This is a genomic window from Streptococcus oralis (assembly GCF_023109005.1).
GTDB classification, from domain to species: Bacteria; Bacillota; Bacilli; order Lactobacillales; family Streptococcaceae; genus Streptococcus; species Streptococcus oralis_BU.
The window spans coordinates 1-20,108 of record NZ_JALDTU010000009.1; the positions used below are offsets into that span (position 1 = coordinate 1).

Below are 20,108 nucleotides of genomic sequence, written 5' to 3' on the forward strand. Positions count from 1 at the left end.
GCGTCTTTAGGCGCTGGCTGGTGATTTGGGCTTATAGCCCTGGTGCAAACCACCCGTTAGACGGGTGGTTATGATTTTATCGACTCATCTCTAAGTAGTTTTTTATGATTTCCAATTCCTCTGGATTTAAGGGACGGTATTGCCCTTCTGATAGCTCTGAATTTAATGTAAAATCGCCGAACTGGACTCTTTTTAAGGCAGTCACCTTGACACCAACTGAGAGGAACATTTTTTTAACCTGATGAAATTTTCCTTCTGAGATGGTAATAGAGGCATGGCTCTCTGTTGGGTTTGAGGATAGAATTTCTAGTTTGGCTGGTTTGCAGAGTGTTCCATCTAAAAAGACGATTCCATCTTTGAACTTTTGGATATGGTCTGGGGTGATCAGTCCATTAACCTTGACTTGGTAAGTTTTATCCACATGATATTGAGGATGGAGGAGTTGAAAACCAAGAGGTCCATTGTCTGTCAAAAGGAGCAGTCCTGTCGTATCGCGGTCTAGCCTGCCTATCGCATAGAGTTGGTCTGACTGGATATTTTTAGGGAGTAGGTCCATGACGGTTGGCAGTTTCTTATCCTTGCTCGCTGTAACGACTCCTTTTGGCTTATGAAGCATGAGGTAGTTGTGCTCGTATCCTTGAATCTGCCGTCCTTGAAAGACTAGTTTTTGTAATCCAGTGTCGACATTTTGAGCGAGGGAGCTGGCTGGGCAATCGTTCACTAGGATTTCTTTTTTCAAAAGTGCCTGTTTCATAGCCTTGCGACTGACCATTTCTTGGGCTAATAATCTATCTAAACGCATACCAGCTTATCTTATCATAAGTCTCTGACTTTGAAAAGAGTTGCCTTGACTAGAAAAGCAGAGTGAAAACATTTACACTTAGCTGAACTGTGATTTTTGAATGAGACTGTGGTATAATTGTTCAGTTAGAAATAAAAATTTAAATATTAGAGGAAATCATGACAAAATTAAGAGAAGATATCCGTAACATTGCGATTATCGCCCACGTTGACCACGGTAAAACAACCCTCGTTGACGAATTATTGAAACAATCAGAAACGCTTGATGCACGTACTGAATTGGCAGAGCGCGCTATGGACTCAAACGATATCGAAAAAGAGCGTGGAATTACCATCCTTGCGAAAAATACAGCCGTTGCCTACAAGGGAACTCGTATCAATATCATGGACACACCAGGACACGCGGACTTCGGTGGAGAAGTTGAGCGTATCATGAAAATGGTTGACGGTGTTGTCTTGGTCGTAGATGCTTACGAAGGAACCATGCCACAGACTCGTTTCGTATTGAAAAAAGCCTTGGAACAAGATCTTGTTCCAATCGTGGTTGTCAACAAAATCGATAAACCATCAGCTCGCCCAGCAGAAGTAGTGGACGAAGTCTTGGAACTCTTCATCGAGCTTGGCGCAGATGATGACCAGCTTGATTTCCCAGTTGTTTATGCTTCAGCTATCAACGGAACATCTTCCTTGTCAGATGATCCAGCTGATCAAGAAAAAACAATGGCGCCAATCTTTGACACCATCATCGACCATATCCCGGCTCCAGTGGATAACTCAGATGAGCCTTTGCAGTTCCAAGTGTCACTTTTGGACTACAATGACTTCGTAGGTCGTATCGGTATCGGACGTATTTTCCGTGGTAGTGTGAAAGTTGGGGACCAAGTTACCCTTTCTAAGCTAGATGGTACAACGAAGAACTTCCGTGTAACAAAACTCTTCGGTTTCTTTGGTTTGGAACGTCGTGAAATCCAAGAAGCCAAAGCAGGTGACTTGATTGCCGTTTCAGGTATGGAAGATATCTTTGTTGGTGAAACTATTACTCCGACGGATGCCATTGAACCTCTTCCAATCCTACATATCGATGAACCAACCCTTCAAATGACCTTCTTGGTAAATAATTCACCATTTGCAGGTCGTGAAGGGAAATGGGTGACTTCTCGTAAGGTAGAAGAACGCTTGCAAGCAGAATTGCAAACAGACGTTTCCCTTCGTGTTGACCCAACGGACTCACCAGATAAATGGACTGTTTCAGGACGTGGAGAATTGCACTTGTCAATCTTGATTGAAACCATGCGCCGTGAGGGTTATGAACTTCAAGTATCTCGTCCAGAAGTTATCGTAAAAGAAATTGACGGTGTTAAATGTGAACCATTTGAACGTGTTCAAATCGATACTCCAGAAGAATACCAAGGATCTGTTATCCAAAGCCTTTCTGAACGTAAGGGTGAAATGTTGGATATGATTTCAACTGGTAATGGTCAAACTCGTTTGGTCTTCCTTGTTCCAGCGCGTGGTTTGATCGGATACTCAACTGAGTTCTTGTCAATGACTCGTGGTTACGGTATCATGAACCATACCTTTGACCAATACTTGCCATTGATTCCGGGTGAAATTGGTGGACGCCACCGTGGTGCCCTTGTTTCTATCGATGCTGGTAAGGCTACAACATACTCAATCATGTCTATCGAAGAACGTGGTACGATCTTTGTCAACCCAGGTACTGAGGTTTATGAAGGAATGATCATCGGTGAAAATTCTCGTGAAAATGACTTGACAGTTAATATCACTAAGGCCAAACAAATGACCAACGTTCGTTCTGCTACTAAGGACCAAACAGCGGTTATCAAGACACCTCGTATCTTGACCCTTGAAGAGTCTCTTGAGTTCTTGAATGACGATGAGTACATGGAAGTAACGCCTGAGTCTATCCGTTTGCGTAAGCAAATCCTCAATAAGGCAGAGCGCGAGAAAGCCAACAAAAAGAAAAAATCAGCTGAATAAGAGCTAGAAAGAGATAAAGATGGTTTATTTAATCATAGGGATACTCTTATTACTACTCTATGTATTTGCGACACCTCAAAGTATCAAAGGAACAGTCAACATCGTTATCTTGGTCTTTGTAGTTGTTGCACTCTTGATTTTGCTGATGTTGTCCATCTTGCAAATCTTCCAATTACCGACAGAATTCTTTGTCACAATCGCCATGCTGGTCCTAGCCTACTTTAGCTTGAGAGACATTACGCTCATGTCTGAAAAAAAGAGCAGAAGAAGATAAAGAGAAAGAGAGCTATGGCTCTCTTTTTCGATTTAAAATAAGATTTTTAAGACTTTCCTTAGGTGATTACGGACGGTAGCGACTTTCTTCGAAATTCCATACCTAAACTTTGAGCCTATAGTCTCAAAGTTTCCGAATGCCTGAAATCTATTGTTTTCAGGCATTTTTATCACAACGGAAAGTCTAAGATTCCGTTTCTTGCAAAAAGGAATAAACCTAAAAATATTTTGTTCAAGTGAGTTTTTTTCCACATTTTAAGAGCTCTATATTGTTATAGAAGTTTAAAAAGTTAGTCCAAAAAAATATAATTATATTTTGCTAAAATCTATTGACAATTTATCATAATGGTGATATATTTTTGCGATAAATAGAAACCGATTTCATACTCTGAAATCTTACCTCCTGAAATCAATTTTCACCACAAGGAGTCTACTATGAAGAAACTATTCATATTATTATCAACTTTTTTTCTCAGCTTCTTCCTTGCTTGGATTATTGTCCTACGTGCGCCACAATATTTATATGCAAGCTATGATTCCGTTTCTTTGCTTCGTGTCAAAAAAGATACTCAGGAACCGACGCGTGAGGTATTTGAACAGGAATTGGAGAAGTTTGTAAACTCAGAACAGAGTTTAATAGCTAGAAGAATCGTAGAGCCGAGTAAGGATGGGACGACTCACTTTACTTATGCAACTTATGGTCAGGGAACATTACCAAAAGAATTCCAAGAAGCTAGCCAAGAAAGTCGTGAACGTAGTGATCCACTAAATAGTTATCTCATTTTATCAGGCTCCTTGACGAAAGAAAAGCTAGCCGATAAATTAGGAGATTTGGGTTATAAAGCAATTCCTGACCGAAAGACACCGCCCTATACTCTTGCTTTTAGAATGTTACTAATTCCCCTTGTTTTAATTAGTTTAGCAATATTTGGCTTATCTTTCTTTGCTCTGGTGATTATTACTCGGATTAAGGAAATGAGAGCAGCAGGTATAAAACTCTTTTCTGGTCAGACTCTCTTATCCATCATGGGGCATTCTTTATCTACTGATATCAAATGGCTCCTTCTATCAGCCCTCCTTTCCTTCCTAGGTGGGGGAGTCGTTCTTTTTAGTCAAGGTTTGTTTTATCCTATCTTGTTAGCTACCTATGGTTTGGGGATTAGTTTTTATCTTTTGTTTTTATTGGGTATTTCAATTTTACTAATGCTCCTTTATATAATGAGTTTGAGTTACAAAGCATTAGTTCCCGTTATTAAGGGAAGATTACCCCTTAAACGCTTGATGACTTTAACCCTATTGTGTCAGTTAGTAGCTGTTTTTACAGTAGGCTACGCTGTTAAGACAGGTTTGACGTCTTACCAACGATTGAAAGAACTTGAAATTTCAAAACAAGCATGGCAGGACAGAGCAGACTATTACCAGATTTCTTTTGGCTTAGGTGATAGAGTAAAAGATACAGAAAATCAGAGCAAGTGGTATGCCTTTGCCAAGGAAGCAATCGAAGAAGAACAGGCTCTATTTGTAAAAGATAATCTCATTCATTTTGCAAATCCTCAAGGAAAAAATGAAAAAGGGGAAACACTGGATACCTATAGTCCAGATGCTAATGTTCTCTATGTCAGTCCAAGTTATTTGGACAAGGAAAATGTGTCTGTAAATGATGAGACTAGACAGAAACTAGCTCATCTTCAAAAAGGGGAATTTGGACTCTTATTACCAGAATCTCTTCGTTCACAGGAAGCAGAACTTAAGAAAGTTTTTGAAGAAAGTTTAAACTATTACGGAAAATCAAGCGAGGACCAAGACGCTCCTTTAGAGTATGAAATGAGAGCTGTCGTTAGCTACCTTCCAACAGGAGAAAAGCGGTTTGTTTATAATAACGGTGAAAGTCCAGTATCCGTCCAGTACTTAACCGATCCGATTTTAGTTGTGTTCACTCCTACATCTACAGGTGATAGTTTCATTTCAAAATCTGTTTGGTCTATTAATGCTGGAAATCGACTCTTTATCAAAGGATATGAGAGTGGACTAGCTCTCTTGAAGGAAGCTGGAATTTATGAGCAAGTATCCTATCTTAAAGAAGGAAGAAGTGTTTATCTAACTCGTTATAATGAAGTGCAAACTGAAACAGCAACTTTAATCTTAGGAGCCATTGTGGGGATAGCTAGTTCCTTGTTACTCTTTTATTCTGTCAATCTTCTATATTTCGAGCAATTCCGTCGAGATATCTTGATTAAACGAATTTCAGGTTTACGATTTTTTGAAACGCATGCTCAGTATATGGTTAGTCAATTTGCCAGTTTTGTATTTGGTGCTAGTCTCTTTATTTTACGCAGTAGAGACTGGGTAATTGGCTTACTCACTTTATTAGTCTTTCTAGTTAGTGCAGTTCTGACGCTTTACCGTCAAGCGCAGAAAGAATCTCGTGTTTCTATGACAATTATGAAAGGAAAATAGGATGATTGAACTAAAGAATATATCTAAAAAATTTGGAAGCCGTCAGCTATTTTCAGATACTAATCTTCAATTTGAAGGTGGGAAAATTTATGCCTTAATCGGTACAAGTGGCTGTGGTAAGACAACCCTCTTGAATATGATTGGACGATTAGAGCCATATGACAATGGAGAAATTATCTATGATGGCACTTCTCTTAAGGACATCAAGCCTTCTGTTTTCTTTAGAGATTACTTAGGATACTTATTTCAAGATTTTGGCTTAATTGAAAGCCAAACAGTTAAAGAGAATCTCAATCTGGGTTTAGTTGGTAAAAAGTTGAAAGAAAAAGAGAAAATCTCTCTGATGAAACAAGCTCTAAACCGTGTCAACCTCTCTTATTTGGATTTGAAGCAACCTATCTTTGAATTATCAGGAGGAGAAGCACAACGTGTTGCTCTAGCGAAAATAATTTTAAAAGATCCACCTTTTATCCTCGCAGATGAACCAACTGCTTCACTAGACCCCAAAAACTCTGAGGAATTACTTTCTATATTAGAATCTCTAAAAAATCAGAATCGAACGATTATTATTGCGACCCACAATCCTCTTATCTGGGAGCAAGTGGATCAAGTAATTCGAGTTACCGATTTATCTCATCGATGATAAGAGAACATTAAGTTAGAAGAAAGAGTCACAAATACACTTTGTGGCTTTTTTATTTCCATAAAAATGGTAAAATAGTAGGAGTAGAAATGGAGTTTGAGACATGAAAGTAATCGATCAATTTAAAAATAAGAAAGTCCTTGTTTTAGGTTTGGCCAAGTCTGGTGAGTCTGCGGCCCGTTTGTTGGACAAGCTGGGTGCTATTGTGACAGTAAATGACGGCAAGCCTTTCGAGGAAAATCCTGCTGCGCAAAGCTTGCTAGAAGAGGGAATCAAGGTTGTCACTGGTGGGCATCCTTTGGAATTATTGGATGAAGATTTTGCTCTGATGGTGAAAAATCCAGGTATCCCGTATAGCAATCCCATGATTGAAAAGGCATTGGCAAAGGGGATTCCAGTCCTGACTGAGGTGGAATTGGCTTATTTAATCTCAGAAGCGCCAATTATCGGTATCACTGGTTCAAATGGGAAAACAACCACAACGACGATGATTGGGGAAGTTTTAACTGCTGCTGGTCAACGCGGTCTCTTGTCAGGGAACATCGGCTATCCTGCTAGTCAAGTGGCTCAAACTGCGACAGCAAAGGACACGCTCGTCATGGAACTTTCTTCTTTCCAACTGATGGGTGTTCAAGAATTCCATCCTGAGATTGCGGTTATTACCAACCTCATGCCCACTCATATCGACTATCATGGTTCTTTTGAAGAGTATGTGGCAGCTAAGTGGAATATCCAAAATAATATGACAGCAGCTGATTTCCTTGTCTTGAACTTTAACCAAGACTTGGCAAAAGAATTGGCTAGCAAAACACAGGCTACTGTTGTTCCATTTTCAACATTGGAAAAGGTTGATGGAGCCTATCTTGCAGATGGTCAACTCTATTTCCGTGGCGAAGTGGTCATGGCAGCGAGTGAAATCGGTGTTCCAGGTAGCCACAATGTGGAAAATGCCCTTGCGACCATTGCAGTAGCCAAGCTTCGTGGTGTAGACAACCAAACGATTAAGGAAACTCTTTCATCCTTTGGTGGTGTTAAACACCGTCTCCAATTTGTGGATGAAATCAAGGGTGTTAAATTCTATAACGATAGCAAGTCAACCAATATTTTGGCTACTCAAAAAGCCTTGTCAGGATTTGACAACAGCAAGGTCATTTTGATTGCAGGTGGTTTGGACCGTGGCAATGAGTTTGATGAATTGGTGCCAGATATTATTGGACTCAAGAAGATGGTCATCCTTGGTCAATCTGCTGAGCGTGTCAAACGGGCAGCGGATAAGGCTGGTGTGACTTATGTAGATGCGACAGATATTGCTGATGCGACCTGCAAGGCCTATGAGCTTGCGACTCAAGGAGATGTAGTCCTTCTCAGTCCTGCAAATGCTAGCTGGGATATGTATGCTAACTTTGAAGTACGTGGAGACCTCTTTATCGACACAGTAGCGGAGTTAAAGGAATAATATGAAAAAAATTGTCTTTACAGGCGGGGGGACGGTTGGGCATGTCACCCTCAACCTTTTGTTAATGCCTAAGTTCATCGAAGACGGCTGGGAAGTTCACTACATTGGTGATAAACACGGAATCGAACACCAAGAAATCCTCAAGTCAGGTTTGGATGTTACTTTCCATTCTATTGCGACTGGGAAGTTGCGTCGCTATTTTTCTTGGCAAAATATGCTGGATGTCTTCAAAGTTGGTTGGGGAATTGTCCAATCCCTCTTTATCATGTTACGACTGCGTCCACAGGCTCTTTTTTCTAAGGGAGGATTTGTCTCAGTACCGCCGGTTATCGCAGCGCGTGTGTCAGGGGTACCTGTCTTTATTCACGAATCGGACCTGTCTATGGGCTTGGCCAATAAAATTGCCTATAAATTTGCGACCAAGATGTATTCAACCTTTGAGCAGGCTGCTGGTCTTATAAAAGTCGAGCATGTGGGAGCAGTGACTAAGGTTTCAGAGCAAAAAACTTCAGAACCAGATGAATTGGTGGATATCCAAACCCACTTTGATCCTAAATTGCCAACGGTATTATTTGTCGGTGGTTCTGCAGGAGCTCGTGTATTTAACCAATTGGTGACTGATCATAAGCAAGAACTGACAGAGCGCTACAATATTATCAATCTCACTGGAGATTCTAGCCTGAACGAGTTGAGTCAAAATCTCTTTCGTGTTGATTATGTGACAGATCTCTATCAACCCTTGATGGAGATGGCAGATGTGGTGGTAACGCGTGGCGGTGCCAACACAATTTTTGAGCTCTTGGCCATGGCGAAACTCCATCTCATCGTACCATTGGGTCGTGAAGCAAGTCGAGGAGACCAGATTGAAAATGCAGCCTACTTTGTTAAGAAAGGCTATGCAGAAGAACTTCAAGAAAGTGACTTGACCTTGGAAAGCTTGGAGGAAAAACTCAGTCACTTGCTTAGTCACAAGGATCAGTACCAAGCTAGCATGAAAGCTTCGACTGAATTGAAATCTCTTGCAGATTTTTACGATCTACTAAGAAAAGACCTAGCATAAGGAATATCAATGTCAAAGGATAAGAACAAAGAATCAAACCAGAAGCAAGAATTGTCTGAATGGCAGAAACGAAACCAGGAATACCTGAAGAAGAAGGCTGAGGAAGAAGCTGCCCTAGCTGAGGAGAAGGAAAAGGAAAAACAGGCTCGAATGGGGAAAAACTCTAAGTCGTTAGAGGAAAGTAAGAAGTCATCAAGTGATTCCGACCAGAACGAAACTGTTCCAGACGAAGAATCATCCGAAAAAGAAGAAAAATCTAAAAAAGATGATCCTAAAGTCAAAGAAGAAAAAGAAAAGAAGAAAAAAGAAAAACCCGAGAAACCAGCCAAACCTAAAATTGCGCCTGTTCATATTTGGCGAGCTGTGAGTATCTTAGTGCCAAGTATTCTGGTACTTCTTCTCTCAGTCTATCTGTTGACTCCGCTATCGACCATCAAAAATATCGAGGTTAAGGGAAATAGGAACACCCAGGCGGACGACATTAAACAGGCTTCTGGAATTCAAGATAGCGACTATACTTTAGCCCTATTGTTGGATAAGGAAAGATACGCCGAGCGTATCAAGTCCAACCATTGGATAGAATCAGCGAAGATTGACTATCAATTTCCAACTAACTTTACGATTGAGGTCAAGGAATTCGATATTGTCGGTTATTATGTGTCTGGTGAAGAACATTATCCTATTCTGTCTAGTGGGACAGTAGAGTCAACTCCTGTAAATCGCTTAAACTTGCCTGAGACTTATCTGACAGTTACCTTTAATGATGAGCAGCAGGTGAAAGAGCTGATCACAGGATTATCTACTATCAGTGAGGATATCAAGAGTCAAATCCAGAAAATCGAATTAGCTCCGAGCAAGGCAACAGCAGATCTTTTAAAAATTACTATGCTGGACACAGATGAGATTTTGGTTCCCTTGTCAGAATTGAGCAAGAAATTGCCTTATTACAGCAAAATCAAGCCACAATTGACAGAACCGAGTGTAGTCGATATGGAGGCTGGAGCATACAGCTATACCATAGCGGATAAATTGATAGAAGAGGCTGAGGAAAAAGCCAAACAAGAGGCCAAGGAAGCTGAGAAGAAAAAACAAGAAGAACAGGGAAGTCAAACGAGCCAGCAATCACAGAGTCGTTAGACTAACTTTTCCTCTTGATTTTGAATGGTATAGAAGTCCAGTTTCGAGTTTTTGCTTGACAAGTCCTACTATAAATAATAGAATAGAAAAAAACCTTTAAAGCAGTCCAGAGAGGCAGCTAAGGTTAGACGGTGAAAGGGTGGAGACTACCCATTTTTCGTGGAACCTTGCTGTTGGCAGGTTCCTTTTTTCGTGGTTTGTTTTTGACCATACTCTCTTGCTCGCAAAGGTAAAAGGAGAAAAGTATGCGTGAACATCGTCCAGTTATTGCTCTTGATTTTCCTAGTTTTGAGGCGGTCAAGGAATTTTTATCTCTTTTCCAGGCAGAAGAAAGTCTTTATCTAAAAGTAGGGATGGAGCTTTATTATGCGGAAGGTCCGGAAGTTGTCCGTTATTTGAAGTCACTGGGACATAGTGTCTTTTTGGACCTCAAGCTACATGACATTCCAAATACAGTCAAATCTGCTATGAGGGTCTTGTCTCAGCTTGGTGTGGACATGACAAATGTTCATGCTGCTGGTGGGGTGGAGATGATGAAGGCTGCGCGTGAAGGTCTTGGGACACAAGCCAAATTGATCGCTGTGACCCAGCTTACATCAACGTCGGAAAGTCAGATGCAGGATTTTCAAAATATCCAAACCAGTCTGCAAGAGTCTGTGATTCACTATGCTAAGAAGACAGCTGAAGCGGGCTTGGACGGTGTCGTTTGCTCGGCTCAGGAAGTGCAAGTCATCAAGCAGGCCACCAATCCAGATTTTATCTGTCTGACACCTGGTATTCGTCCAGCGGGAGCTGCGGTAGGAGACCAAAAACGTGTCATGACACCTGCTGACGCCTATCAAATCGGTAGTGACTATATCGTAGTGGGACGTCCCATTACCCAAGCTGAAGATCCTGTTGCAGCTTATCATGCTATCAAGGATGAATGGAACCAAGACAGAAATTAAAGAAATAGATTATAAAAATAAAAGGAGAATACCATGACACTTGCTAAAGATATCGCTAGCCACCTCTTGAAAATCCAAGCCGTTTACCTCAAACCAGAGGAGCCTTTCACTTGGGCATCTGGTATCAAGTCACCGATTTACACTGATAATCGTGTGACATTAGCCTATCCAGAAACTCGTACCCTAATTGAAAATGGCTTTGTGGAAGCTATCAAAGAAACTTTTCCTGAGGTAGAAGTGATTGCAGGAACTGCGACAGCAGGGATTCCACACGGAGCTATCATTGCTGATAAGATGAACTTGCCTTTTGCCTACATCCGTAGCAAACCAAAAGACCACGGAGCTGGTAATCAAATTGAAGGCCGTGTAGCTCAAGGGCAAAAAATGGTAGTGGTTGAAGACCTTATTTCAACAGGTGGTTCTGTTCTTGAAGCCGTAGCAACCGCTAAACGCGAAGGAGCCGATGTGCTTGGAGTTGTAGCGATTTTCAGTTATCAATTGCCAAAAGCAGATAAGAACTTCTCAGATGCAGGTGTCAAACTTGTGACGCTTTCGAACTACAGTGAACTCATTCACCTAGCCCAAGAAGAAGGATATATCACACCAGAAGGACTCGACCTTCTAAAACGCTTTAAAGAAGACCAAGAAAATTGGCAAAACGCTTAAAACATAGAAAATCAGGTAGTCGCTAGGATTACCTGATTTTGTTTTTAATACTAAAGTTGAGCGATAACTTCCTCAGTTGTCAAAACTTGGTTGGCAATGTAGCCATAGTTTGTCAGGGCAGCTTGGTAGGCTTCTTCACCTGGAGCACCGACAGCATCGTTAACAACAATGACATTGTAGCCTAATTCTATGAGTTCACGCATATGTGAATCCACGCAGAGATTAGCATTCATACCAGCCAAGATGACGGTGTCGATACCATTTTTGCGGAGTTGAAGGTTAAGGTCGTTGCTTTCTGGGCCAAAGATTTTATGTCCGTTGACAACAATAGTATCTTCATCCAAAAATGGTTTAATCTCTTCAATCATATCTGCTCCAGAGCCTTCTGGAATTGCTGAATACTGGCTATCACGCCAAAACATTTCGTTTTCAATCATCATCGTTTCACCAGCAGCTTTAAATTGCCACTTGTGATCGTGTGGATAGAAGTAGTGCGGTGAGATAAAACGCTTGTAGCCACGCTCTTGAGCAAGAGCGAAAAGCTTTGTCAGATTTTCAATAGTATTAACTTTTTCAAGAACGTCTTTAGTTGCTCCGAATCCTTTACCAGTATGTTTTAGGAATTCAACTTGTGGGTCTGTGATAACAAATGCGACATTTTTCTGATTGAACATGAGGTTCCTCCTAATATGATTTGATTAACAGCCAATAGGAATTTAGACTGTTAGTTTGATGATTTTCCAAATGGTAGTTTTAGTTATATACTGACCATTCGGTACAATTATAATAACATCTAAAATTGAATTTGTAAATCAATTTGCTCAGAACAAAAATTTTAATGATAAAACAGTGGCAAAAGGAGGTGGTTTCAATTGTTTGGTTTCAGGCTCTGAATCTGCTATAATAGGAAAAAGAGAGGTGAGCAGATGAGTGTTAAAGAGCGTATTTTACAAAGTGCTGAGAAATTGATTTATCAGAAGGGTTATGTGGCCACCTCCATCAGTGACATCATGGAGGCAGCTGATGTTGGCAAGGGGCAGCTTTATTATTATTTCAAATCTAAGAAGGAAATTGGTTTGACGGTCATTCAAGATATTTTAGCAAATTGGCGAAAAGAGCTTTTTGAAGATATTTTTGAAGCAGACAAGTCTGACAGTGACAAGTTTTCGGATATGATTGACTGGGTTTGTCAATTTCATGAAAGTCAGACGGTCTTTTATGGTTGCCCAATTGGTAATCTGATTGTGGAATTGTCCACAGAAGATGAGAACTTCCGCTTTCCTCTCAATGATTTTATGACCCAGTGGACAGAGAAGTTAGCCAGCCTCTTGCAAGACCTGCATGCTGACTGGTCAGAAGAGCGGGCGCAGTTGCAGGCCCGTCAAGTCATCTCCAGTATTCAAGGAAGCATTGTCATTCTCAAAGTCAGCCAAGACATCCAAGTTTTGGAAAATAATATGACGGATTTGAAAAAGAATTATTGTTAATTTTTAGCCGAAGAATTAAAAGTATGTTAATTTATGGATTGTGGTTAAGAGGTAAGAATGACAACAGATATTAAAACTGAAATTGGTCATAGAGTAAGACAGAAACGTGAACGTCACAAATTGACGAGAGAAGAGGTCTGTGGACAGAAGCTGACTTAATAATCAAACAGCTGATGCGTACTGAGCTTGGGCAATCCTTGCCAACAATTACTAAGTTACAATATTTATCTAAGCGATTAGAAGTTCCGATAGATACTTTTCTTGAAAATAAAGAACTAGCTCTTCCTGAGGAAGAGTTGCTGAGTCTAGACTTGATTGAAAGAATATTAGACTTGATAAGGACAGGGACAGGTAGTTTCGCTGAAGATATTTTTGATGATTATTTTAAGCAAGTAACACTAAAGCAAGTTTACACATTCAATGATTTACTATTAATTGATTATTTTGCTATGCAATGTCAAGACTTGATTTATAGAAGAGAGCATTAGATGATTTTCGGATTAAGTTGTTGAAACAGCAATTAGTTAGTGATGAAATGTATAATGTAGAGCTACTATCAGTTCTTTGTGCCATAGCGGGTGTTTATGTTGTTCATAGTGACTATAAGCATATGATATCTCTAGTAAAAAAGATGAATGAAATTTTATCAGTAACAATGTTGCAAGTCTATAAATCTGGAATTTCAGTATTTGAAGCTAAGTGCTATCTTTATTTTGAAAATGATAAAAATAAAGCAAAGGAACTTTATCACTCAGCAACTATACTAGCTGAACAATTTGATGATAAAGTATTAGAAAATGAAAAGATTATTTGAATTTCCATAACTTAAGAAAGTTCATCATTTTTAATTATCTCTGTAAAATGATTGAAAGCATGAAATTTCCAAACAAAATATTTGAAAAATTTTGAAAAAAGAGTTAGAATATTTTTTGTAATATACAAAGTAAACGCTTACTTATCAAGGAGGACATTTTATGTCATACAAAACAAGCAATGCAGAAGGTCATGTAGATTTCATCAATACCTATGATTTGGAGCCAATGGCGCAACAAGTTATTCCTAAAGCAGCATTTGGCTATATCGCTAGTGGGGCGGAGGATACTTTCACTTTGCGGGAGAATATCCGCGCCTTTAACCACAAACTCATCGTTCCTCATACACTTTGCAATGTAGAAAATCCAAGTACAGAGATTGAATTTGCAGGCGAAAAATTGTCTTCACCAATCATTATGGCGCCTGTTGCGGCTCATAAATTGGCAAATGAACAGGGTGAAGTGGCGACTGCGCGTGGTGTGCATGAGTTTGGTTCTCTCTATACAACCAGCTCTTACTCTACTGTCGACCTTCCAGAAATTACGGAAGCCCTTCAAGGGACACCTCATTGGTTCCAGTTTTACTTTAGTAAAGATGATGGTATCAATCGCCACATCATGGACCGTGTGAAGGCTGAAGGTTATAAAGCGATTGTCTTGACGGCTGATGCTACGGTAGGGGGCAATCGTGAGGTCGATAAGCGTAATGGTTTTGTCTTCCCAGTTGGCATGCCGATTGTTGAAGAATACCTGCCAGAAGGTGCTGGTAAATCAATGGACTTTGTTTACAAATCAGCTAAACAGCGCCTATCTCCACGAGATGTAGAATTTATCGCTGAATACTCAGGACTTCCTGTTTATGTCAAGGGGCCACAATGCCGTGAGGACGTTGAACGTTCGCTTGCTGCTGGAGCTTCTGGTATCTGGGTAACCAACCATGGTGGCCGTCAAATCGACGGTGGGCCAGCTGCCTTTGACTCACTTCAAGAAGTAGCAGAAGCAGTTGACAAACGCGTACCAATTGTCTTTGACTCTGGTATTCGTCGTGGCCAACACGTCTTTAAAGCCTTGGCTTCAGGAGCAGACTTGGTAGCTATTGGCCGCCCGGTTATCTATGGCTTGGCTCTCGGCGGTAGTGTTGGTGTGCGTCAAGTCTTTGAACACTTGAATGCAGAATTGAAGACAGTTATGCAGTTATCTGGAACTCAGACTATTGAAGATGTCAAACACTTCAAACTCCGTCACAACCCATACAATCCAACCTTCCCAGTTGACCCTCGTGACTTAAAATTGTATTGATAAAATAGCTTGCCTCCACTTGATGTGGAGGTTTTTCTTCGTCTATAGGAAGAATAAATCACCATTGAAATCTATATAAATATATTTTTCAGTCAAATATCTTGCTAGGGCTTTCATTTTTTGCTATACTGGTGCAGTAATTAAATAATAAAGACATTTGGGGTGCTTTAGGCTGAGATGATACCCATTGAACCTGATACAGTTAAGACTGGCGAAGGGAAATGTGAAACGTTTTTTCGTATGGCGAAATGAACGATCTAATCTTGTAAGCTAAACTCTAATTCTTGATTGTAATTGGAGTTTTTTTGTTTATATAAACTGGATGAAGGTGATACAAAGCATTTAGGTAGCTTTTCTTGAACGCCCTTGATTTTCTTTAAAAAGGTCAAGTAAAACTAGGATTTTCTTGATGTTTTGTTGATTACGAACGAGTAAAGAGAGGAAAAGTAAATATGGAAAGACAAGACTATGCATTTCAGCCAGGTTTGACTGTTGGAGAATTATTAAAAAGCAGTCAGAAGGATTGGCAGGCTGCAATCAATCATCGTTTTGTTAAGGAACTTTTTGCGGGGACAATTGAGAATAAGGTCTTAAAAGACTACCTAATTCAAGATTATCACTTCTTTGATGCCTTCTTATCCATGCTGGGTGCTTGCGTAGCCCACGCAGACCAGCTTGAATCCAAGCTTCGTTTTGCCAAGCAACTAGGCTTTCTTGAAGCAGATGAAGACGGTTATTTCCAAAAAGCTTTCAAAGATTTAAAAGTATCTGAGAATGACTATCTGGAAGTGACCTTGCATCCTGTAACAAAAGCCTTTCAGGAGCTTATGTATTCTGCTGTATCATCATCAGACTATGCCCATCTTTTAGTCATGCTGGTCATTGCAGAAGGTCTCTATTTAGACTGGGGTTCTAAAGATTTGGCTCTACCTGAAGCCTATATTCATTCGGAATGGATTAATCTCCACAGAGGTCCTTTCTTTGCAGAGTGGGTTCAATTTCTGGTTGACGAACTCAATCGTGTCGGAAAAGGTCGAGAAGATTTGACAGAACTTAAGCAACGCTGGAACCAAGCAGTCGCTTTAGAATTAGCCTTTTTTGATATTGGTTATGATGCTTAGGGAAAGTTCAGGATACTGACAAATTTGATGAGGTAAATCATTCAATGTAACTGAAAAATTTCTTAACGAAAGATAGAGATAAATCGAAATCAGTAGATCGTATAAAGTGAAAAGGAAGGATTTCAATATGACAAGTTTAAAATTATTAAAAGAAAAAGCACCATTAGTAATCTGTATCACCAATGATGTTGTAAAAAACTTTACAGCAAATGGATTAGTAGCACTGGGTGCCTCACCAGCTATGAGCGAGTACCCAGCAGACTTAGAAGATCTATTAAAATATGCTGGAGGATTATTGATTAACATTGGGACTTTAACGGATAATAATTGGAAGCTGTACCAAGAGGCACTAAAAATTGCTGAAAAATATAATGTTCCTGCAGTTTTAGATCCTGTAGCCTGTGGAGCAGGAGAATATAGAAAAAAAGTAGCAGATGATCTAATCAATAATTACAAACTGGCAGCGATTAGGGGAAATGCTGGCGAGATTGCCTCTTTAGTAGGAATAAATGTGGCATCTAAAGGAGTAGATAGTGCAGGCGTAGATAATATTGATGAAATTGCTCTAGCAGCAAATAAAAAGTTCAATATTCCAATAGTAGTAACAGGTGAAGTGGATGCCATTGCGGTTAATGGAGAAGTTGTAACGATTCATAATGGTAGTGCCATGATGCCAAAAGTTATTGGGACAGGATGCTTATTAGGTGCTGTAGTAGCAAGCTTTATCGGACTTGAAAAAGGTCAAGAATTGAAATCATTAGAAACAGCAATGTTGGTTTACAATATCGCTGGAGAAATGGCAGAAAAACGTCCAAATGGGCATCTTCCTGGAACATTTAAAGTTGAATTTATAAATGCCTTATACGAGATTACAGACGAAGATGTAAAGGAATTCAAAAGAGTGAAGTAAGATGTTTCATAAAGAATTACTAAAACTATATTTTATTTGTGGAACGACTACTTGCCAAGGAAAAGATATATATAGAGTCGTTGAGGAAGCCTTAAAAGGTGGTATAACCTTATTTCAATTCCGTGAAAAAGGTGAGGGAGCCTTAGAAGGTAAAGAAAAAGTCGAATTAGCAATTAAACTACAGGATCTTTGTAAAAAATACAATGTTCCGTTTATTGTTAATGATGATATTGATTTGGCAATGGAAATTGATGCTGATGGTGTACATGTAGGACAGGATGATCTTGGTGTTGATGAAATTAGAAAATTGATGCCAGATAAAATAATTGGTCTTTCTATAAAAAACGAGGAAGAATTTCAACAATCAAAAGTTGAATATGTAGATTATGTTGGTGTTGGTCCTGTATTTGATACCCAGTCAAAAGATGATGCTGGTGGTGCTATAGGTTATGAAGGTCTTAAATTGATGAGAAAACTATTGCCACAAATTCCCTTAGTTGCAATTGGTGGGATACAGACGCAACATATTAAAGATATTATGAAGACCAATGTTGACGGCGTTTCAATCATTTCAGCAATATCGTATGCAAAAAATATAGAAAAAACTGTTCGGGAAATGAGTGAACAATAGGCATCAACTTTTCCTTGGATTCTGAGGGAGTAGGATTTTCTTTTTTCTAAAAAGATATGTCCAGATTCAGTTCAAATAGCTAATCCATCAAATAAGTCATTTATTTTTTGCAAAAGAAAGATCTGCTGTCTTTTTGAGTACAAGGCTGTATTTCCAGTTCAATTCCTTGAACTAGAATAAATCGTCTGTTAAAATAATTATATAATTAAATAATAAAGACATTTGGGGTGCTTTAGGCTGAGATGATACCCATTGAACCTGATACAGTTAAAACTGGCGAAGGGAAATGTGAAAAGGTTTTTTTCGTATGTCGAAAAGAACTGTCTAATCTTGTAAGGTAAACTCTAATTCTCGTTTGTAATTGGAGTTTTTTTGTTTATCAAAAGAGGATAGACTTGACGGCAAGCCTTTTGGTAGCTCTCCTTGAATACCCCACTTTTCTTTAAAAAAGGAGTTTTTTATGTTGAAAAAATGGCAGTTAAAAGATGTTATCTTGCTTGCTTTCTTGTCTATCTTTTTTGGTGGCGTTTTTGTGGGTTCAGGCTATCTGTTTGATATTCTCACACTAATCTTAGCCCCTCTTGGTTTACAGGCCTTTGCCAATGAAATCCTCTTTGGTCTCTGGTGTATGGCTGCGCCCATTGCAGCTATCTTTGTTCCAAGAGTCGGAAGCGCAACGATTGGAGAAGTGCTCGCTGCGCTAGCTGAAGTCCTTTATGGTAGTCAATTCGGTCTAGGTGCCCTTTTGTCTGGCTTGGTTCAAGGTTTGGGAAGTGAACTTGGTTTTATCGTAACCAAGAATCGCTATGAAAGTTGGCTCTCTCTAACTGCTAATAGTATTGGGATTACGCTTGTTAGTTTTGTCTATGAATACATTAAGTTAGGTTACTACGCCTTCTCCCTTCCTTTTGTCCTTTCCTTGCTTGTGGTGCGCTTTATTTCTGTCTTTTTCTTCTGTACCATCTTGGTTCGTGCCATTGTCAAACTTTATCATCAGTTTGCAGCTGGGGGCAAGGCATAGATGGGGCTGGAACTACGGGGGATTCAGTCACCAATCTTTTCGGAACCGATTGATTTTACTTTTCATGAGCAAGCCTTTACCTTGTTAGTTGGGAGCAGTGGTTCAGGAAAATCCAGTCTCTTTCAAATCATTGCCCAGGTCACTTCCTTACCTTATAGTGGTCAAGTACTGATAGATGGGAGCCAGGTCAGTCAGCTTTCTATCGTTGAACGTGTCCAGACGGTTGGTATTCTCTTTCAAAATCCCAATCATCAATTTACCATGGAGAACTTGTTTGAGGAGCTGATTTTTACCTTGGAGAATATTGGGCATCCCTTTCAGGAAATTGATGCTAAAATAGCAGAGGTTGTCCAGCAATGTCGCTGTAAGGCGATTTTGCACCGTCCAATTCATCACTTATCAGGTGGGGAAAAGCAAAAGGCTGCTTTGGCTGTTCTCTTTGCTATGAATCCTAGGGTCTATCTCTTGGATGAGCCCTTCGCTTCCATTGACCACAAGAGCAGAATCGAGATATTGGAGATTCTAAAAGAGTTGGCTCTTGATGGGAAGACAGTCATCCTGTGTGACCATGATTTAACAGACTATGAAGCCTATATCGACCATATGGTGGAGCTAAGAGACGGTCAACTAAGAGAAGTGTTTCAAATCCCTTGCTCTGAGATGACACAGGTTGTTTCAAAGGAAGTTGCTTCTAGCCCAGAACTATTTCATATGGATAGTGTGACTTGTGAGCTGGATCATCGCCCCCTCTTTTCCATTGCGGATTTTACATTCTACCAAGGAATTTCCTGTATCTTGGGTGACAATGGTGTCGGGAAATCAACCCTCTTTCGCTCTATTCTTCAATTTCAAAAGTATAAGGGGCGCATTACCTGGAAGGGGACAGTCCTGAAAAAGAAAAAGAGTTTGTATCGTGATCTGACGGGAGTTGTTCAGGAAGCTGAGAAGCAGTTTATCCGAGTCAGTCTGCGAGAAGAGCTTCAATTAGATGGACCTGATTCTGAAAGAAATCAGCGAATTTTCCAAGCTTTACAATATTTTGATCTGGAGCAGGCTCTTGATAAGAGTCCCTATCAATTAAGTGGTGGCCAACAAAAGATTCTTCAGCTTTTGACCATCTTGACCAGCAAGGCTTCTGTGATTTTGCTAGATGAACCATTTGCTGGTTTGGATGATAGAGCTTGCCATTATTTTTGCAAGTGGATTTTGGAGGACAGAAATCAAGGAAGAAGTTTTTTGATCATTAGCCATCGTTTAGATCCCTTGATTTCTGTGGTCGATTATTGGATCGAGATGACTAGTGAGGGTCTCAGCTACCTTCAAGAAGTGACCATCAGCAAACCTCTCAGTTTTATGAGTAGGAATACTCAAGGGGAGGTGAAGTAG

General features: G+C 39.9%; 20 protein-coding genes and 2 riboswitches. Of the genes, 18 read left to right on the forward strand and 2 right to left on the reverse strand.

The window, feature by feature from the left end; all coding sequences use genetic code 11:
- Positions 1 to 76: 76 nt before the first annotated feature.
- Positions 77 to 802 (reverse strand): pseudouridine synthase, encoded by a 726-nt coding sequence (locus M1F56_RS08465; protein ID WP_084875610.1) that lies wholly within the window; start codon positions 800 to 802, stop codon positions 77 to 79.
- Positions 803 to 960: 158 nt separating this feature from the next.
- On the opposite strand from M1F56_RS08465, the gene typA reads away from it, so the two are divergent.
- The 9 genes from typA to pyrE all read left to right on the forward strand — a co-directional run bounded on the left by typA (position 961) and on the right by pyrE (position 11,441).
- Positions 961 to 2,802: a translational GTPase TypA gene (gene typA, locus M1F56_RS08470; protein WP_247917437.1), complete on the forward strand. Its 1,842-nt coding sequence runs from the start codon at positions 961 to 963 to the stop codon at positions 2,800 to 2,802.
- A 19-nt stretch (positions 2,803 to 2,821) separates the two neighbouring features.
- Positions 2,822 to 3,076: a DUF3165 family protein gene (locus tag M1F56_RS08475; RefSeq protein WP_033605937.1), complete on the forward strand. Its 255-nt coding sequence runs from the start codon at positions 2,822 to 2,824 to the stop codon at positions 3,074 to 3,076.
- Between the two features lie 434 nt (positions 3,077 to 3,510).
- Positions 3,511 to 5,532, forward strand: a complete 2,022-nt coding sequence (locus M1F56_RS08480) for a bacteriocin-associated integral membrane family protein (protein WP_247917438.1) — start codon at positions 3,511 to 3,513, stop codon at positions 5,530 to 5,532.
- A 1-nt stretch (position 5,533) separates the two neighbouring features.
- Entirely contained in the window at positions 5,534 to 6,175 is a 642-nt protein-coding gene (locus M1F56_RS08485; RefSeq protein WP_084940901.1) for an ABC transporter ATP-binding protein, read from the forward strand.
- Between the two features lie 103 nt (positions 6,176 to 6,278).
- Positions 6,279 to 7,631, forward strand: coding sequence for a UDP-N-acetylmuramoyl-L-alanine--D-glutamate ligase (gene murD, locus M1F56_RS08490; protein WP_061597866.1), 1,353 nt, complete (start codon positions 6,279 to 6,281; stop codon positions 7,629 to 7,631).
- Between the two features lies 1 nt (position 7,632).
- Positions 7,633 to 8,691, forward strand: a complete 1,059-nt coding sequence (locus tag M1F56_RS08495) for a UDP-N-acetylglucosamine--N-acetylmuramyl-(pentapeptide) pyrophosphoryl-undecaprenol N-acetylglucosamine transferase (protein WP_061588328.1) — start codon at positions 7,633 to 7,635, stop codon at positions 8,689 to 8,691.
- 9 nt (positions 8,692 to 8,700) lie between these two features.
- Positions 8,701 to 9,828: a cell division protein FtsQ/DivIB gene (locus M1F56_RS08500; RefSeq protein ID WP_247917439.1), complete on the forward strand. Its 1,128-nt coding sequence runs from the start codon at positions 8,701 to 8,703 to the stop codon at positions 9,826 to 9,828.
- Positions 9,829 to 10,073: 245 nt separating this feature from the next.
- Positions 10,074 to 10,775, forward strand: coding sequence for an orotidine-5'-phosphate decarboxylase (gene pyrF, locus M1F56_RS08505; protein ID WP_061597864.1), 702 nt, complete (start codon positions 10,074 to 10,076; stop codon positions 10,773 to 10,775).
- 33 nt (positions 10,776 to 10,808) lie between these two features.
- Positions 10,809 to 11,441 carry an orotate phosphoribosyltransferase gene (gene pyrE, locus M1F56_RS08510; protein WP_061597863.1) on the forward strand — a complete coding sequence of 211 codons (633 nt, stop codon included), beginning with the start codon at positions 10,809 to 10,811 and terminating at the stop codon, positions 11,439 to 11,441.
- A gap of 50 nt (positions 11,442 to 11,491) precedes the next feature.
- Here the strand turns inward: pyrE and M1F56_RS08515 are convergent, their stop codons facing one another.
- Complete coding sequence (locus M1F56_RS08515) at positions 11,492 to 12,115, reverse strand: cysteine hydrolase (protein ID WP_033605931.1); 624 nt, start codon at positions 12,113 to 12,115, stop codon at positions 11,492 to 11,494.
- A gap of 252 nt (positions 12,116 to 12,367) precedes the next feature.
- Between M1F56_RS08515 and M1F56_RS08520 the strand changes: the two genes are divergently transcribed.
- From M1F56_RS08520 to M1F56_RS08555, 9 genes are all read left to right on the forward strand, one after another.
- Entirely contained in the window at positions 12,368 to 12,928 is a 561-nt protein-coding gene (locus M1F56_RS08520) for a TetR/AcrR family transcriptional regulator (protein ID WP_033605930.1), read from the forward strand.
- 173 nt (positions 12,929 to 13,101) lie between these two features.
- The gene (locus M1F56_RS09720) at positions 13,102 to 13,416 is read left to right on the forward strand and encodes a hypothetical protein (RefSeq protein WP_002880183.1); all 315 of its coding nucleotides are present in this window, start codon (positions 13,102 to 13,104) and stop codon (positions 13,414 to 13,416) included.
- Positions 13,417 to 13,436: 20 nt separating this feature from the next.
- On the forward strand, positions 13,437 to 13,742 hold the full coding sequence (locus M1F56_RS09725) for a hypothetical protein (protein ID WP_162838149.1): 306 nt from the start codon (positions 13,437 to 13,439) through the stop codon (positions 13,740 to 13,742).
- Between the two features lie 160 nt (positions 13,743 to 13,902).
- Positions 13,903 to 15,039 carry an L-lactate oxidase gene (gene lctO / locus M1F56_RS08530; protein ID WP_000120723.1) on the forward strand — a complete coding sequence of 379 codons (1,137 nt, stop codon included), beginning with the start codon at positions 13,903 to 13,905 and terminating at the stop codon, positions 15,037 to 15,039.
- Positions 15,040 to 15,187: 148 nt separating this feature from the next.
- Positions 15,188 to 15,276: riboswitch (TPP riboswitch) on the forward strand.
- Between the two features lie 215 nt (positions 15,277 to 15,491).
- Positions 15,492 to 16,160 carry a TenA family protein gene (locus tag M1F56_RS08535; RefSeq protein WP_033605928.1) on the forward strand — a complete coding sequence of 223 codons (669 nt, stop codon included), beginning with the start codon at positions 15,492 to 15,494 and terminating at the stop codon, positions 16,158 to 16,160.
- A gap of 127 nt (positions 16,161 to 16,287) precedes the next feature.
- Positions 16,288 to 17,070, forward strand: a complete 783-nt coding sequence (gene thiM, locus M1F56_RS08540; protein WP_033605927.1) for a hydroxyethylthiazole kinase — start codon at positions 16,288 to 16,290, stop codon at positions 17,068 to 17,070.
- A 1-nt stretch (position 17,071) separates the two neighbouring features.
- A complete protein-coding gene (gene thiE, locus M1F56_RS08545; RefSeq protein WP_033605926.1) occupies positions 17,072 to 17,701 on the forward strand; it encodes a thiamine phosphate synthase in 630 nt (209 codons plus the stop codon).
- Between the two features lie 213 nt (positions 17,702 to 17,914).
- Positions 17,915 to 18,003, forward strand: a riboswitch (TPP riboswitch).
- A 158-nt stretch (positions 18,004 to 18,161) separates the two neighbouring features.
- Positions 18,162 to 18,722: an ECF transporter S component gene (locus tag M1F56_RS08550; RefSeq protein ID WP_000915275.1), complete on the forward strand. Its 561-nt coding sequence runs from the start codon at positions 18,162 to 18,164 to the stop codon at positions 18,720 to 18,722.
- Positions 18,723 to 20,108, forward strand: a complete 1,386-nt coding sequence (locus M1F56_RS08555; RefSeq protein ID WP_247917440.1) for an ATP-binding cassette domain-containing protein — start codon at positions 18,723 to 18,725, stop codon at positions 20,106 to 20,108.

Excerpts from the sequence above, each read along its gene's own strand:
- M1F56_RS08500 (WP_247917439.1), top strand. The coding sequence starts at position 8,701 with ATGTCAAAGGATAAGAACAAAGAATCAAACCAGAAGCAAGAATTGTCT.
- M1F56_RS08480 (WP_247917438.1), top strand. The coding sequence starts at position 3,511 with ATGAAGAAACTATTCATATTATTATCAACTTTTTTTCTCAGCTTCTTC.
- M1F56_RS08475 (WP_033605937.1), top strand. The coding sequence starts at position 2,822 with ATGGTTTATTTAATCATAGGGATACTCTTATTACTACTCTATGTATTT.
- pyrF (WP_061597864.1), top strand. The coding sequence starts at position 10,074 with ATGCGTGAACATCGTCCAGTTATTGCTCTTGATTTTCCTAGTTTTGAG.
- M1F56_RS08535 (WP_033605928.1), top strand. The coding sequence starts at position 15,492 with ATGGAAAGACAAGACTATGCATTTCAGCCAGGTTTGACTGTTGGAGAA.
- M1F56_RS08555 (WP_247917440.1), top strand. The coding sequence starts at position 18,723 with ATGGGGCTGGAACTACGGGGGATTCAGTCACCAATCTTTTCGGAACCG.
- M1F56_RS08520 (WP_033605930.1), top strand. The coding sequence starts at position 12,368 with ATGAGTGTTAAAGAGCGTATTTTACAAAGTGCTGAGAAATTGATTTAT.
- typA (WP_247917437.1), top strand. The coding sequence starts at position 961 with ATGACAAAATTAAGAGAAGATATCCGTAACATTGCGATTATCGCCCAC.
- lctO (WP_000120723.1), top strand. The coding sequence starts at position 13,903 with ATGTCATACAAAACAAGCAATGCAGAAGGTCATGTAGATTTCATCAAT.
- M1F56_RS08465 (WP_084875610.1), bottom strand. The coding sequence starts at position 802 with ATGCGTTTAGATAGATTATTAGCCCAAGAAATGGTCAGTCGCAAGGCT.
- M1F56_RS08495 (WP_061588328.1), top strand. The coding sequence starts at position 7,633 with ATGAAAAAAATTGTCTTTACAGGCGGGGGGACGGTTGGGCATGTCACC.
- murD (WP_061597866.1), top strand. The coding sequence starts at position 6,279 with ATGAAAGTAATCGATCAATTTAAAAATAAGAAAGTCCTTGTTTTAGGT.
- pyrE (WP_061597863.1), top strand. The coding sequence starts at position 10,809 with ATGACACTTGCTAAAGATATCGCTAGCCACCTCTTGAAAATCCAAGCC.
- M1F56_RS08550 (WP_000915275.1), top strand. The coding sequence starts at position 18,162 with ATGTTGAAAAAATGGCAGTTAAAAGATGTTATCTTGCTTGCTTTCTTG.
- thiE (WP_033605926.1), top strand. The coding sequence starts at position 17,072 with ATGTTTCATAAAGAATTACTAAAACTATATTTTATTTGTGGAACGACT.
- M1F56_RS08485 (WP_084940901.1), top strand. The coding sequence starts at position 5,534 with ATGATTGAACTAAAGAATATATCTAAAAAATTTGGAAGCCGTCAGCTA.
- M1F56_RS09720 (WP_002880183.1), top strand. The coding sequence starts at position 13,102 with ATGCGTACTGAGCTTGGGCAATCCTTGCCAACAATTACTAAGTTACAA.
- M1F56_RS08515 (WP_033605931.1), bottom strand. The coding sequence starts at position 12,115 with ATGTTCAATCAGAAAAATGTCGCATTTGTTATCACAGACCCACAAGTT.
- thiM (WP_033605927.1), top strand. The coding sequence starts at position 16,288 with ATGACAAGTTTAAAATTATTAAAAGAAAAAGCACCATTAGTAATCTGT.